Source organism: Oceanobacillus chungangensis (genome assembly GCF_003369565.1).
Classification (GTDB): domain Bacteria; phylum Bacillota; class Bacilli; order Bacillales; family Amphibacillaceae; genus Oceanobacillus; species Oceanobacillus chungangensis.
This window is the reverse complement of sequence record NZ_PIOD01000014.1, coordinates 19,480-33,223: the sequence shown is the minus strand read 5'-3', so window position 1 is coordinate 33,223 and position 13,744 is coordinate 19,480. Positions and strand designations below refer to the sequence as shown.

Annotated in this window: 16 protein-coding genes and 1 riboswitch; of the genes, 12 read left to right on the top strand and 4 right to left on the bottom strand. The window is 35.8% G+C overall.

Features of this window, described 5'->3' with window-relative positions; all coding sequences use genetic code 11:
* Positions 1-266: 266 nt before the first annotated feature.
* The 8 genes from CWR45_RS12615 (at position 267) to CWR45_RS12580 (ending at position 5,234) form a co-directional block, all read left to right on the top strand.
* Positions 267-827: a GNAT family N-acetyltransferase gene (locus CWR45_RS12615; protein ID WP_115750234.1), complete on the top strand. Its 561-nt coding sequence runs from the start codon at positions 267-269 to the stop codon at positions 825-827.
* A gap of 318 nt (positions 828-1,145) precedes the next feature.
* On the top strand, positions 1,146-1,685 hold the full coding sequence (locus CWR45_RS12610) for a nucleoside/nucleotide kinase family protein (RefSeq protein WP_425453627.1): 540 nt from the start codon (positions 1,146-1,148) through the stop codon (positions 1,683-1,685).
* A 241-nt stretch (positions 1,686-1,926) separates the two neighbouring features.
* On the top strand, positions 1,927-2,247 hold the full coding sequence (locus CWR45_RS12605) for a hypothetical protein (protein WP_245975419.1): 321 nt from the start codon (positions 1,927-1,929) through the stop codon (positions 2,245-2,247).
* Positions 2,248-2,355: 108 nt separating this feature from the next.
* On the top strand, positions 2,356-2,781 hold the full coding sequence (locus tag CWR45_RS12600) for a GNAT family N-acetyltransferase (RefSeq protein WP_115750231.1): 426 nt from the start codon (positions 2,356-2,358) through the stop codon (positions 2,779-2,781).
* A 77-nt stretch (positions 2,782-2,858) separates the two neighbouring features.
* Entirely contained in the window at positions 2,859-3,758 is a 900-nt protein-coding gene (locus tag CWR45_RS12595) for a PhzF family phenazine biosynthesis isomerase (protein ID WP_115750230.1), read from the top strand.
* Between the two features lie 40 nt (positions 3,759-3,798).
* The gene (locus CWR45_RS12590) at positions 3,799-4,275 is read left to right on the top strand and encodes a GNAT family N-acetyltransferase (protein WP_115750229.1); all 477 of its coding nucleotides are present in this window, start codon (positions 3,799-3,801) and stop codon (positions 4,273-4,275) included.
* Between the two features lie 95 nt (positions 4,276-4,370).
* Positions 4,371-4,724: a cupin domain-containing protein gene (locus CWR45_RS12585; RefSeq protein WP_115750228.1), complete on the top strand. Its 354-nt coding sequence runs from the start codon at positions 4,371-4,373 to the stop codon at positions 4,722-4,724.
* A gap of 102 nt (positions 4,725-4,826) precedes the next feature.
* The gene (locus CWR45_RS12580) at positions 4,827-5,234 is read left to right on the top strand and encodes a hypothetical protein (RefSeq protein ID WP_115750227.1); all 408 of its coding nucleotides are present in this window, start codon (positions 4,827-4,829) and stop codon (positions 5,232-5,234) included.
* A gap of 111 nt (positions 5,235-5,345) precedes the next feature.
* On the opposite strand, the gene CWR45_RS12575 is transcribed toward CWR45_RS12580, so the two are convergent.
* Entirely contained in the window at positions 5,346-5,660 is a 315-nt protein-coding gene (locus tag CWR45_RS12575) for a DMT family transporter (RefSeq protein WP_115750226.1), read from the bottom strand.
* Positions 5,660-6,001 carry a DMT family transporter gene (locus CWR45_RS12570; protein WP_115750225.1) on the bottom strand — a complete coding sequence of 114 codons (342 nt, stop codon included), beginning with the start codon at positions 5,999-6,001 and terminating at the stop codon, positions 5,660-5,662. Before CWR45_RS12570 ends, CWR45_RS12575 begins: the two co-directional genes overlap by 1 nt.
* A gap of 74 nt (positions 6,002-6,075) precedes the next feature.
* Positions 6,076-6,177, bottom strand: a riboswitch (guanidine-I (ykkC/yxkD leader).
* A gap of 377 nt (positions 6,178-6,554) precedes the next feature.
* On the opposite strand from CWR45_RS12570, the gene CWR45_RS12565 reads away from it, so the two are divergent.
* Positions 6,555-7,064: a hypothetical protein gene (locus CWR45_RS12565; protein ID WP_115750224.1), complete on the top strand. Its 510-nt coding sequence runs from the start codon at positions 6,555-6,557 to the stop codon at positions 7,062-7,064.
* A gap of 257 nt (positions 7,065-7,321) precedes the next feature.
* On the opposite strand, the gene mreBH is transcribed toward CWR45_RS12565, so the two are convergent.
* The gene (gene mreBH / locus CWR45_RS12560) at positions 7,322-8,329 is read right to left on the bottom strand and encodes a rod-share determining protein MreBH (RefSeq protein ID WP_115750223.1); all 1,008 of its coding nucleotides are present in this window, start codon (positions 8,327-8,329) and stop codon (positions 7,322-7,324) included.
* Between the two features lie 460 nt (positions 8,330-8,789).
* On the opposite strand from mreBH, the gene CWR45_RS12555 reads away from it, so the two are divergent.
* The 3 genes from CWR45_RS12555 (at position 8,790) to CWR45_RS12545 (ending at position 12,126) form a co-directional block, all read left to right on the top strand.
* A complete protein-coding gene (locus CWR45_RS12555) occupies positions 8,790-9,704 on the top strand; it encodes a CAP domain-containing protein (protein ID WP_115750222.1) in 915 nt (304 codons plus the stop codon).
* A gap of 742 nt (positions 9,705-10,446) precedes the next feature.
* On the top strand, positions 10,447-11,442 hold the full coding sequence (locus tag CWR45_RS12550; protein ID WP_115750221.1) for a glutaminase: 996 nt from the start codon (positions 10,447-10,449) through the stop codon (positions 11,440-11,442).
* An 18-nt stretch (positions 11,443-11,460) separates the two neighbouring features.
* A complete protein-coding gene (locus tag CWR45_RS12545) occupies positions 11,461-12,126 on the top strand; it encodes an SOS response-associated peptidase (protein ID WP_115750220.1) in 666 nt (221 codons plus the stop codon).
* A 43-nt stretch (positions 12,127-12,169) separates the two neighbouring features.
* Here CWR45_RS12545 and CWR45_RS12540 read toward each other — a convergent pair whose 3' ends face one another.
* The gene (locus CWR45_RS12540; RefSeq protein WP_115750219.1) at positions 12,170-13,534 is read right to left on the bottom strand and encodes an alanine/glycine:cation symporter family protein; all 1,365 of its coding nucleotides are present in this window, start codon (positions 13,532-13,534) and stop codon (positions 12,170-12,172) included.
* Positions 13,535-13,744: the final 210 nt, after the last annotated feature.

The following is a 13,744-nucleotide window of genomic DNA, read 5'->3' as shown; positions in this document are numbered from 1 at the left end:
TTTCTGGTAAGTGAATTTATTGAGAATTATGGAGCAAATCCAAGTATAAATTAATAGTACACAGTAAATTAATATAAAAGGTTCGGAAAATTATGTTAAAATAATTCGGAGAGTTTGTTTCTTAAAGCAAAAGATAGGAATTTAAATCAGGGGTATTTCATACATCGGTTTTGTTGGAACTGCTTTAATTATACGTCCCCCATGTTAATAAAACAGAAAAGAAAAGCCCCATTAATGTTAAATAGAGAAAATGGAGTGTGAGATAAATGCTGTATTTAGGTGATAAACCATTTATTGTGGGAGAAAAGGTTCTTCTTAGACCTTTTAAGAATGATGATTTTCCATATTTAGAAGAATGCTTAAAGGATTCTGAAGTTATTAAACTTACAGGAAGCAATTCAGATTTTGATAGGGAATCGGTCAACGAATGGTATAACACTAGAAATGAACAAACCGATCGACTGGATCTTGCTATTGTTGACCAATCCCAAGCCATCTTAGTTGGGGAAGCAGTAGTAAACTTATATGACGAAAAAAAGCATAGTATGAACTTTAGGATACTTATTGGACCAAGGGGAAGGGATCGTGGATTAGGAACGGAAGCGAGCCGACTAATAATTGATTATGTATTTAATAACACTACACTTAATCAACTAACATTAAGTGTTTTTGAATTCAATCCAAGGGCTAAGAAAGTATATGAAAAAGTTGGTTTTGTTATAGATAGTATAGATGAGAACGAACTAGAATTTGAAGGAGAATGGATAGACTCTATCAATATGAAATTAACAAGAGAAAATTGGTTAAATAGGGAAAATTCTTATTGAACTAACAGGTTCAATGAAGTGCTTGTTGCTTGGGTAATGCGATTTTTATATAGTTCAGGAAAATGGATTTTAGGATTATTAATTTCTACCCAATGAATATTTATCTTGATTTAATTGATTTTGCGAGCGATAACGAACTACCCATTTCTAAAACAAAGGACTACTTAATTATAGAGAAATTAACATGATGTTATTGTTGCACTAACTGATACAAGGAGTTAAAAAGATAATCACAGAACTTGATTGCCTTTTCTTCTGTGAGAATCCTTAAAGACGCAGTTTGTTGTAGAAAAACATTTGAGAGAGAGGCGAATGTTATTGAAGCTGCCACTTATTATTTCCATTGCCGGTGTATCTGGTGGAGGGAAAACAATCATTGCGAAATATTTAACCGAGAGATTACATAATTCAAAAACACTATATTTTGATGACTACGAATTTGATGGTCCTGATGACATTATTGAATGGGTTGATAATGGAGCTAATTATGACGAATGGAACTTAGCTCCATTAATCAGGGATATAGAATCGTTACTTGCTGAACCCTTAGACTACATTGTAATTGATTTTCCTTTTGCTTATAAACATTCTAAGATTAGTACATTGATTGATCTAGCTGTTTATATTGATACTCCATTGGATATTGCAATGGCACGTCGAGTAATAAGGGATTTCAAAAATAGCCCAAATAAAAGTATCTTGATTGAAATGGAAAACTACGTATCGGCTGGAAGGCGGGGCTATCTTGAAATGCTAAAGTCGATTAAACCGAATTCGGATATTATTGTGGATGGTTCTCTAACGGTATCTAAAATTACAGATATTATTTACGAAGCAATTATAAGACTGTCAGACTAGTATTGTTATTGTCCTATTTGGTACAAGAGTAAAAATCAGAAACTACTATCTCTTTTTGCATTGAAGCAAATTAAACTAAAAGTGTGAGGAGGTATTAGCTAAAGTTCGATTAAATAAAGCATACGGCTATGATTGTATAATGATTACCGTCTTGCAAAAGGGAGGGGCTAATATGGGGTTGAAAAGATTATTTTTTGGATCGATTATAATAGTTTTATTTATACTCTGTGGATGCTCTAATTTGGGAGAAACAAACGAAGTAACCATTGATAGTATTGATGCTGAAGAAGTTTTAACATTAGATCCTGATGCTGATATATTTCAGTATGATGGAGTGATTTATGAGACTAACATTGAATGGGTTGAAGACTTATCATTAACAAAAGATGTTCAAATCGGCGAGATAAAAACGAAAAATGATATAAGTACAGATTTTGTAGATGAAATGTCGAATAAGCTACCTGTTGGTGCAAAGATTTTTTCAACCAAGGAAAGAGGAGATATTCTGATTGTTGAATCTGATGGAAAGATATTAAAATACCTTGCGATCGATGAAGGTTAATGTTTTTTTACAAACTGGTTAGAAACAAGAATCGTTATTTATGAGAGTAATTATTGGAACGGTAGGGGTGGAGTGCGAAGTTACTAATCTTAAAAGGGTGAGTTTGATATGAAATTAAAAAATGTAATAAAACCTAAATTAGAAGATATCGAAAATATTGTTGCAGTTGATAGAGAAGTAACTAGTAATAATAGTAGACGAGGTTATATAAGAAAAGCAGTTGAAGAAGATAGATGTATTGTAGTTAAAAATGACAATAGGATTGTTGGTTTTTTAATTTTTGATACCAATTTCTTTAATTGTAGTTTTATATCATTGATTATTGTATCACCAACAGCGAGACGTAAGGGTTATGCAACATCCTTAATAGATTATTTTGTTAAAATTGCATCTACGCAAAAAGTATTTTCATCAACCAATCTATCAAACAAAGATATGCAAAAAGTTTTTATAGCAAATGGTTTCGTACAAAGTGGAGTTGTTGAAAACTTGGATGAAGGAGACCCTGAAATAATTTACTTTAAATCGAAGTAAAACTGGTGCTTTTTTTATAATGTTTTGATCTAATTTTCAATGAAAGGAACAATTACTGAACTTAGGGGGAATGGGAAATGAAGTCGATAACGGTTCATCATTATGATGCGTTTAGTACAGAACCTAATAAAGGAAATCCAGCGGGAGTAGTGTTAAACGGTGATGAATTGACGGATGGAGAAATGCAAGAGATTGCTTTAAAAGTTGGCTTTAATGAGACTGCTTTTCCAATAAAATCGGATGTAGCGGATCTTAGAATTCGATTTTTTACACTAGGGCATGAAATGAATTTATGTGGTCATGCAACGATGGCAACTATTTATGCTTTAAAAAGTACAGGGATATTAGGAGACAAAACAGAGCTAACGATTGAAACGAATGCGGGTATTCTACCTATTAAAATTAACACATCTGTTGATAAGAAAATCACTATAACAATGAAACAGGCCGTTCCAGAGTTCAAGGAATTTACAGGTTCAAAAGAAGACTTAGCGAACGCAATCGGATTAAAAAAATCAGACCTTCAAGCTGATTTACCGATACTTTATGGTAGTACAGGTACTTGGACACTGCTAATACCGATAAAACAACTGGATGCTTTTCAAAAAATGGAACCGAATAATAAGCTGTTTCCTGGAATTTTAAAGGAAATACCAAAATCATCTGTTCATCCTTTTTGTCTGGAAACCTACGATTCTAATGCTGATATGCATGCCCGACACTTCTCCTCACCATATTCAGGAACGATTGAAGATGCAGTAACTGGTACTGCTTCAGGGGTAATGGGTGCCTATTATGCTAAATACATAAAAAACACTTTTAATGAACCTCTAAACCTTATTGTTGAGCAAGGACAAGAAATTGAAAAAGATGGGCGAGTGATAGTGCAGGTTTCAAAAAATAGTGGATCGTTAGATGTTCAAATTACTGGAAATGCAGTTTATGTTAAGGATTTTCAAGTTTTGATAGAAAAGTAATCGAATTGTAATAAAATTATGACGAGAGGAGGAATAGAAAGTGGAAAAAACTGATTTCATAGAGTTAAAACATTTTTCAATTGAACACAAAGAGCTGTTGAGCAATTTTCAGCTTCCTGAGGAGCAAGTACAGTTTACTTCATTACCAATAAATTATAAGAAGGTAATAGAAGGACAGCATCGTATTGTAATTCTTCATGATACTGAACCTGTTGGCTTCTTTTTATTACACGCAACCGAACGGGTAAGAGAGTATTCAGATAATCAGAAGGCTATGCTGTTAACTTCATTATCAATCAACTACTCGAAGCAAGGGAAAGGGTATGCAAAACTAGCTATGAATAGACTTAAGAAGTTTGTTTCTGATGAATTTCCAGACTGTAATGAAATTGTTTTAGCAGTTAATCACAAAAATATAGCTGCTCAGAAGTTATATTATAAAGTTGGTTTTCAAGATACAAGCAAGAGAAAAATTGGACCTATTGGTGAACAGTTGATAATGAATGTATTGCTGTAAAATTACATAAATATTATTAAGCTTACTGCTGCGGATTCTTTATAACGGAATTACTCACTGCTTTAAGGTAAATGAGACTTAGTAGGAGGTATATCATGGAATTTTATAGTATTAATAAAGAAAATGGTAAAAGAATCTCAAAATTTAATTCAAATTTTATTATGTCTCGTATTATTCAAACGGATAAGCCTGCGAATATAGGCTATATGCACCTAGAAGATAATGGTGTTATAGGATATCACCAAGCAGTAGTACCTCAGCTTCTGATCATCATAAATGGGGAAGGGTACGTCCGTAATGAGAAAGAAGAATATTTCAAAGTCCAGTCTGGAGACGCTGTATATTGGGAAAAAGGCGAGTGGCATGAAACGAAATCAGAGAAAGGATTGACAGCTATCGTAATTGAAAGTGAAGAACTAAATCCTTCAACATTTATGCCTTTTAAGTAGATGTTCAACTGACTGATGCAATTTGTAAAGATAAGAATTATACTTTCATCATTTGCTAGTCATTAAAAATCAAATAGATAGGTGTTTAATATGGAGGCTCAAATGAATAAGATATTTATTTTGTTATTTTCCGTTTTAATCGTTTGTTCCGCTTGCTCAAGTCAAAATTATGATAGTTTAACAAGAGTAGATGTCAAAGCGGTCGACTTAGAGGGGAATTATGGGGAGACTGAAATAATTATTGATGAAGAAACGATTATTGAACTTAAGGGAATCTTTACTCAAGTTAAATGGGAACCTAATACAGAAGTATCAATGGCAAGATTGGAAGACGTACTAGTGACACTGTTTTTCACTTTGGATAAGAATGAACCGGAGCGACTTTATGAATATAGAGTCTGGTTTAGTGACAATAGTTATGCAGAAATAATTAGCGATCACAATGAAGAGGGATACGGGACTTTGAATAAAGAAGCTGCTGTAAAGCTAAAAAATATCTTATTGAACTAAAGGCTTCTTTAGGGGAATTGAGAGGTGGAGCTTGAGATTTCAAACTCCACCTCAAACACTAAGAGTGAGAAACCTTTTTATGCATGTATTGTTCCGTTACTAACACTTTATTTAGGAGACGAGCTTCAATCCAATTGCAGCACCTAAAACCATTGCAATAAAAACAAGCCTTTTCCAATCTTTTGATTCACCATACAATATCATACCTAATATGGCTCCGCCAGATGCACCGATACCTGTCCAAATTGCATAGGCAGTTCCCATAGGTAGTGATTTCATTGCATAAGCAAGAAATAGAAAACTTGCACCAAAGCCAATAATTAACAGTACGACTGACTGTAAATTACGATCTCTATGCAATTTATTTATCATTGATACTCCAAACATTTCAAATAAACCTGCTATAACCAAAGAAGCCCAAGCCATTATGATTCAACTCCTTCTTTAACATTGTCTTTAGTAACTAATTTCAAACCAATTACTCCTGCCAATAAGACCAAAATCAAGATGACCTTTGCTAATTTAAATGGTTCACCAAAGAATACGATATCTGCAAAGACAGTTCCAGCAGTACCTAATCCTACAAAAACCGCATAAACAGTTCCAACAGGTAGTTTTTTGCCAGCCATGATCATTAAATAAAAACTAATGATAATAGCAATAACCGTTCCAGTCCATGTCCAAAAGTTATCCGCGTGTTTTAATCCGATAACCCAAAAAACTTCGAAAAAAGCAGCGATAATTACTTTAACCCAGTTCATATTCATGCAAAATGCACCTCCGATTTTATACTTACCCAAAAAATAAAAAAGCCCTAGAGATAACTAAACTGATAAACAGTTTCTCCCAGGCTTTTATCCTTCCGTGACACAGCTAAGCTGTGAGTTTTCTCTCGGTCCAGGCCAATAACAGTAGTCATTGCGGAACCCTAGAAAACATTTACCATATGCAATTACCTTTATTATATACACTACTATCACTTAGTCAAGAATAGAATAATATACTTTAAATTATTGAGATAACTTGTCAGGTGAGTGAAATGATAGATGAAACCTTTTCTCCTATTAGTCGTAATGTTTATATGAAGATTTTAATTGATTTATTAAACCTTACTGTCTATCTTCTCTTTATAAAGGTAAATGAAGAAGATCTAGGTAGAAATATAGAACACATATAAAATCACCAACAGTTTCAAAACTATAAGCAAGCAGAAAACAGGAACCAATCATTCACGATAAAGATCCGTCAAGTTATCGGGAAATGTTATATCCGTAATGTCGATAAGCCCTAATTTAATGGCTAATTTAGAGAGGTGATATTTTGAAATTACTTTATATAATAAGTGTGATTTTTATGCAATGTGCTCTAGTAGGTTGCAGTATTTTTATTGAAACCAGTACAGAACAATATGATGCTTCAAGTGGTAATGAAGCATCCCAGGAAGATCATTGGACTTATAATGAGAAACCACCTTCATTAACAATTTCATTTGGCGAAGAAACAGTTAAAACAAGTCAAGGTGGCTACAGTTGGAGTTATTTGGATTCTAAAACAGGACAAATGATAAGTATAGAAGCAGATTCTATGCCAGCGACAGAATTAGTTAACATTGAAAATGCGGTGACTGTTAATCTAAGTAAAACTATCATACTAAACTTCGAAAAGGAACCACTTCATTATGAAATAAGAGTTTACGATCACAATGATAATATGGTAGCAACTTACAACGATTTTAAAGACGTAAAGAGAATAGGGAAGTCAGTATATGAAATATTGGCAACTTGGGAAGAAGGTACAGGCATTTATGCGGTTGCATTAGATGTTTACTAGTGTGGAATACTTATCTTATTTATTTGAGATTAGGAAGTAAATCCTGGGAAGCGTTTTTAATGTTGGAATCGCACGGAAGCTCCCCCAAATTATTTCGTAAGTGCAGAAAAATTGTTTTAGAACGCTGGTATTATTAACTTTGATCTCCTTGTGCAGTGCTTATTATTACGAAAGAAAAGGGAATCATATTTAGTTAAGCTGAACACATATAAAGCCCCTATACATCAACGATGCATAGGGGCTAAGATAGCATTCATTTATTTTGCTGCTTTTTGTAGTTTGTTCAACATCTTTAATGCACGTCCAGTACCGATTGCTACCGATTCTAGTGGATTTGGTGCCATGTGTACAGGGACACTGATTTCATTTGCAAGCCATTCTTGCATCCCATTTAGTAAACATCCGCCACCAGATAACACAATTCCGTGATCAACAATATCGCCACTTAGTTCAGGTGGGCAATCTTCCAATGTAGCGCGGACCGTTTCTAAAATTTGCTCAAGCGATTCTTTAATCGCCGCATATACTTCCGTTGATGATACGGTAATTGTCTTAGGTAGCCCTGTAACCATATCACGGCCACGAACTTCCATCGTTGCTTCCTTATGATTTGGATGAGCATAACCGATCTCTATTTTTATATTTTCCGCAGTTCGTTCACCGATAAGAATATTGTATTGTTTACGGATATTTTGAATAATCTCTTCGTCAATCTTATCTCCTCCGATACGGACAGAATTACATGAGACAACGCCACCAAATGAAATAATTCCTACCTCAGTTGTCCCACCGCCAATATCAATAACAACATTTGCAATTGGTTCATCAACTGGCAGATCAGAACCAATCGCAGCGGCAACGGGTTCTTCAATTATATGGACATGCTTTGCACCATAGCTTGTGACAGCATTATGAATTGCACGTCGTTCTACTGTTGTACTTCCGGAAGGAGTACAAACAACGACTGTGGGCTTCCGCATCGAGATACCAATCTTCTTGCTTACCTTCTTTAATAATGCCTTTAACATTTGTGACGTAACATCATAATCCGCGATAACGCCATCTCTTAATGGGCGAATTGGAATAATGTTTTGTGGTGTTTTTCCGATCATTTCTTTTGCTTCCACACCTACTGCAACAACTTGTTTTGTATTAATATCAATAGCCACAACAGATGGCTCGTTTAGAACAATTCCTTTAGTCTTAGAATAGACGAGAATATTCGCAGTACCTAAATCTATTCCAATTTCTGCATTTGAAAACATATTTGGTTCCTCCAATAATGACAGTTTCTTCTATATAATTACTACTTTAGACTATATTTTCTGGGGGTCCATGTTCGTTTGAAGCAAAATTCGCAACAACTACAATTTCCCTCATTGTATCTTTATATAAAAAGGATACTATTAAATTATCGCACCAAGCAGGTACAAATCAAGTGACATTTCCGTTACACTTTTCTCTGTTTTGTAATAAAAGAGCTGATTTTAAAAGGTGTCAACTGTAACTTTAATGAAGTTTATACCAAAAAACCAAGAATTTCCCATATTATTTTCATTCTATTAGATGCAAAATCTAGTATTTACAAGGGTTTAGGAAAATGATAATAAAGTCTCAAATCTAGTTATCTAGCATGGGAAAACCTGCCACAAATATTACAGAAAAACCGTGCTATGATAATTTTGCAAGACAGAAGCAAACAAAACAAAAGGAGAGTGTACGAAGATGCTTAAAAAGATAGGTGTCGTTACAGCATTATCAACAGCTTTATTTTTTGGAGGTGCTTTTACATCAACTGCAGATGCTCAAGCAAATGCTGATCAATCGAATGTTCAATATAAAATCTATTATTCTGTGAACGGGGAAAAAGGTAGTATCACAGATGCAAACATAAAAGAATTATTATCACAGGATAAAATTAACGATTTAGTAAATAAAGTAATTAATCGTTATAATATTCAGTTGCAACAAGGTAATGTAGAGAAGCAAGCAGAGCAAAAAGCAGAACAACCAGCTAAGGCAGAACAACCAAAACAAAAAGCAGAACAACCAGCTAAAGCAGAACAACCAAAACAAAAAGCAGAACAACCAGCTAAAGCAGAACAGCCAAAACAAAAAGCAGAACAACCTGCTAAGGCAGAACAACCAAAACAAAAAGCAGAACAACCAGCTAAGGCAGAGCAACCAAAAGCTCCAGCACAACAACCAGTTCAAGAACAACCAGCAGAGCAAAAAACTCAAAACAATAACCAAAACGCTGCATTAAGCCAATTTGAACAAGAGGTAGTAGAATTAACAAACCAAGAAAGAGCAAAACAAGGTTTATCTGCACTTCAAGTTGATACAGAATTAAGCAAAGTTGCACGTGAAAAATCAAAAGATATGGCTACAAACGGTTATTTCGATCATAATAGCCCAACATATGGTTCACCATTCGATATGATGAAGAGCTTCGGTATCACTTACCGTACTGCAGGTGAAAACATTGCAATGGGTCAACGTACTCCAGCAGAAGTAGTACAAGGTTGGATGAATAGTCCAGGTCACCGTGCTAACATCTTAAACGGCGAATACACACACATCGGTGTAGGATACGTGGAAAATGGCAACTACTGGACACAACAATTTATTGGAAAATAATTAATAGACTAAGAGACTAGCGTCGGCTAGTCTCTTTTTTTTATATTCATTTTTTGTATCGACTGTTTTCTAAAAGGTAGTACTTAATCGAGAAATTGTTAATGATGAATACTTGATATAAATTATGGACTGACTGTGAATGATAGTTGTTTCTTTGGCTGTCGCTCCAGAAATACACTACGCGCACCTTAGGGGAGCTGGTGAGCCTACTTGCGCTGTCGCACTTCATAGTCTCACTTAGGCTCTTCTTCCCGCAGGACAAGTAAAGCTTCGGCAGCGTTACATCGCACGAAGAAAATTGAACTTTATTTTCGAGGAGTCTCCGTGTATTTCTTCCGCTGGGGATTGGTTGGTTGCAATATTTATTATCTTACTCTACAAGATGTGAAGGTATTACCTCTCTTATAGCTATTGATAGTAGTGGGAGGCAGGTGACTCCTGCATGAATAGCGAAGATGTTGAGCCCATAGCGTTCTTTGCTAGAGACTCGACTCGCGGAAAGTGACTGTCCGGAGCGAAAACCACTTTGTTCCTAGTTAGTCCAAAGTTTATCTAAATAGCAACAAATGATAAGAAAAAAGTAATTATGAATGACTTCCGGCCAGCGAGCGGTTGTTTAAATAACTTTTACAACCCTCCCTTTTTGTAATTCAACCATTAGAAAGGTAAAATGAATTAATAGGTATTTCTCCATGATAATTACATTTATCAATACACATACTAAGCCAAAAAGGAGGATCTCATGGTACAGGGAATTGTAAATTGGAATACGCAGACGACACAAAAATGGCTGCAAAATTATGTTGATGACTGGGTGAATTTTTATCAGAAAAATACGAATGAGGGAGAGGTTGCTTCCTATATTCCGATTTTGCAAGAAGCGAATCAGCAGCATCTAGGAATTTCCATATTAGGGATTAACGGAATGGAAATAAGATCCGGGAATGTCGAAATTCCATTTACCATCCAAAGTATTTCTAAAGTATTTACATTCATTGTTGCCTGTATACAACGGGGAGTTTCTTACGTACTGTCTAAGGTTGATGTCGAACCTACAGGTGGAGCATTCAATTCAATTATGCATCTGGAGACAAGACAGGTGAAGAAGCCATTTAACCCCCTTGTCAACGCAGGTGCAATTACCATAACCTCTATGTTGATTGGCGATACTGCTGAACGAAAACTCGAAGGATTTTATCAATTGCTTGAGAAGATACTGGGTTATCGTCCACCATTAAATATTGATGTGTATCAATCAGAGAATGAATCCTCAGTGCGTAACAGGGCGATTGGCTATTATTTATTGGAAATGGGCTATTTAGAATCAGAGCTTGATCTCACGTTGGAAACCTATTTTAAACAATGTTCAATTGAAATAACGATTGATGATTTGGCAAGATTGGGTATGATTCTTGCAAATGATGGAGAAGATCCAAGTACTCAAGAAGAAATTATTCCGAGGCAAGTAGCAAGACTTGCGAAAGTTCTGATGCTGACATGCGGGATGTATGATGCTTCCGGGAAATTTGCCGCATATGTTGGCATACCAGCAAAAAGTGGGGTATCAGGTGGGATTGTCGCTGTTGCACCACCACGTGCAAGGGACCATCAGTTGCCATTTCTTGATGGTTGTGGAATCGGGGTATATGGTCCAGCCCTTGATAAACAGGGGAATAGCATTGCTGGCATTCGCTTATTGCGGCATATTGCGAATCAATGGGATTTGAGTATATTTTAAGTTAAGGGAGTGGGGAAAATGTGTGGACGCTATACATTGCTTGCAGATGAACTCGAAATTTTACAGGAATTTGATTTAGAATACCCAATCGAATCGTATCAAACAAGTTATAATATTGCACCAGGGCAGCAAGTTTTAGCAATTATTCATAATGGCAGGGAAAAGCGGGCAGGGTATTTACGTTGGGGACTCGTACCATCCTGGGCAAAAGATGAAAAAATTGGCTACAAAATGATCAATGCAAGAAGTGAAACTGCACATGAGAAACCGAGTTTTAAATCTTTAATGGCGCAAAAACGTTGTTTAATAGTTGCAGATAGTTTTTATGAGTGGAAGAAAACAGAGCGTGAGAAACAACCGAAGCGCATTGAGCTAAAGGATCGTAAATTATTTGCCTTTGCAGGACTTTGGGATAAATGGCTCCAAGATGATAAAACATTATTTACTTGTACTATCTTAACGAAGGACTCCAATGAATTTATGCAGGATATCCATCACCGGATGCCAATTATTTTACCTAAGGCTTTGGAAGATGAATGGATCCGTCCACAAAAGCTTCAGCCAGAGACGGCGAAGCAGTTCTTGCAATCAATTGGGATGGACGCGCTTACTGCATATGATGTTGGAAATTATGTAAATGCTGCTAAACATAATGATCCCCAGTGTATCGAGCCAATTGCATAAACAAAGGGAGGGCCATTTCATTTATAGGCCTTCCCTTTATTAATTATGCTGACTTGGCTTTGGCAGCTTTTGCCTCTTCTTTTTCCTTTTTCGCTATCTCCATAAATTTCTTCGTTTCATAAACGACAACACCGGACAGTCCCAAAAGTCCGATAAGATTCGGGATTGCCATCAATGCGTTCATAATATCAGCAAGTCCCCAAACAATATCCAAAGTTTCGATAGAGCCATAAAATACGGCTAGTACAAAAACAAATCGATAATATGGAATTGCTTTATCTGTAAAAAGATAACTAAAGCATTTTTCCCCATAGTATGACCAGCCAACAAGTGTTGAGTAGGCAAATAGGATAATAGCAAAAGTAACGATGTATCCCCCTGTTTCACCTAAGAATAGAGAAAATGATGCGTTGGTTAACGTATCTGCTGTAACTCCTGAACCAGTATATAATCCAGCCATTACAATTGTAATACCGGTAATTGAACAGACAATGATTGTATCGATAAAAACTTGCGTCATGGAAACAAGTGCTTGTCGCGCAGGATAATCTGTCTTTGCTGCTGCGGCTGCTATTGGAGCAGAACCAAGTCCAGCCTCATTAGAGAATACTCCTCGGGCAACCCCCCATCTAATGACCGAACCGAGTATACCGCCTCCAGCCGCCTGTGCAGTAAATGCATCAGTAAAGATAATGTTAATGATAGATGGGACAATATCTAAATTCATTCCGATAATAATAAGGCCGCCAATAACGTAAAATAAGGCCATAAAAGGTACGAAAAAAGCAGTTACTTTACCAATGCTTTTGATCCCGCCAATAATTACGATACCAGTTAATACGGTTAAGAATATTCCAGTAGCCCAAGTAGGAATGTTAAAGGACACTTTTAGTGCACTGGATACAGCGTTTGCTTGTACCATATTTCCAATTCCAAAAGCAGCACATGAACCAAAAATAGCGAAAAGTACTGCAAGCCATTTTTGTTTCAATCCTCTTTCTAAATAGTACATTGGTCCGCCAGACATTTGTCCCTTAGTATTTGTGACACGGTATTTTACAGCTAATAGGGCTTCGGAATACTTTGTGATCATTCCCACAAGCGCAGTAGCCCACATCCAGAATACAGCCCCGGGTCCCCCAAGTACGACTGCTGTAGCAACACCAATAATGTTACCGGTTCCAATTGTTGCGGCCATAGCGGTTGATAAGGCCTCATAGTGACTAATATCTCCCTTAGATTCCTTGTCTTGTCTTTTTGGGCTAAATGCGAGTTTTAAAGCATATGGCAATGTCCGAAATTGTAGAAAACCCAAACGGAAAGTGAAGTATAACCCTGTACCAACGATTAGAATAAGTGTTGGTGGTCCCCAAACAAAATCACTAATAGCTTTAATTATTTCTTCCATCCTGCCTACCTCCTTAGTTGAATATTTTTATATATCTAATATTTATGAAAATTCATTGAATGTCAAGAGGATTTTTTCTTAGGGTTTACATTTAGAGGTAAAATAAGCCATAATAATGGTGCATAGAGAAAACGACAAATTAGCATTTTTTTAACCAAATGATTGGTTTCAATTTTTGCTTAGACGGTCGTTTATTGCGTATAATGTAGT

Bases quoted from the DNA above. Each gene is read 5' to 3' on its own strand.
- CWR45_RS12615 (WP_115750234.1), top strand. From the start codon at position 267: ATGCTGTATTTAGGTGATAAACCATTTATTGTGGGAGAAAAGGTTCTT.
- CWR45_RS12600 (WP_115750231.1), top strand. From the start codon at position 2,356: ATGAAATTAAAAAATGTAATAAAACCTAAATTAGAAGATATCGAAAAT.
- CWR45_RS12595 (WP_115750230.1), top strand. From the start codon at position 2,859: ATGAAGTCGATAACGGTTCATCATTATGATGCGTTTAGTACAGAACCT.
- CWR45_RS12585 (WP_115750228.1), top strand. From the start codon at position 4,371: ATGGAATTTTATAGTATTAATAAAGAAAATGGTAAAAGAATCTCAAAA.
- CWR45_RS12580 (WP_115750227.1), top strand. From the start codon at position 4,827: ATGAATAAGATATTTATTTTGTTATTTTCCGTTTTAATCGTTTGTTCC.
- CWR45_RS12575 (WP_115750226.1), bottom strand. From the start codon at position 5,660: ATGGCTTGGGCTTCTTTGGTTATAGCAGGTTTATTTGAAATGTTTGGA.
- CWR45_RS12570 (WP_115750225.1), bottom strand. From the start codon at position 6,001: ATGAATATGAACTGGGTTAAAGTAATTATCGCTGCTTTTTTCGAAGTT.
- mreBH (WP_115750223.1), bottom strand. From the start codon at position 8,329: ATGTTTTCAAATGCAGAAATTGGAATAGATTTAGGTACTGCGAATATT.
- CWR45_RS12555 (WP_115750222.1), top strand. From the start codon at position 8,790: ATGCTTAAAAAGATAGGTGTCGTTACAGCATTATCAACAGCTTTATTT.
- CWR45_RS12550 (WP_115750221.1), top strand. From the start codon at position 10,447: ATGGTACAGGGAATTGTAAATTGGAATACGCAGACGACACAAAAATGG.
- CWR45_RS12545 (WP_115750220.1), top strand. From the start codon at position 11,461: ATGTGTGGACGCTATACATTGCTTGCAGATGAACTCGAAATTTTACAG.
- CWR45_RS12540 (WP_115750219.1), bottom strand. From the start codon at position 13,534: ATGGAAGAAATAATTAAAGCTATTAGTGATTTTGTTTGGGGACCACCA.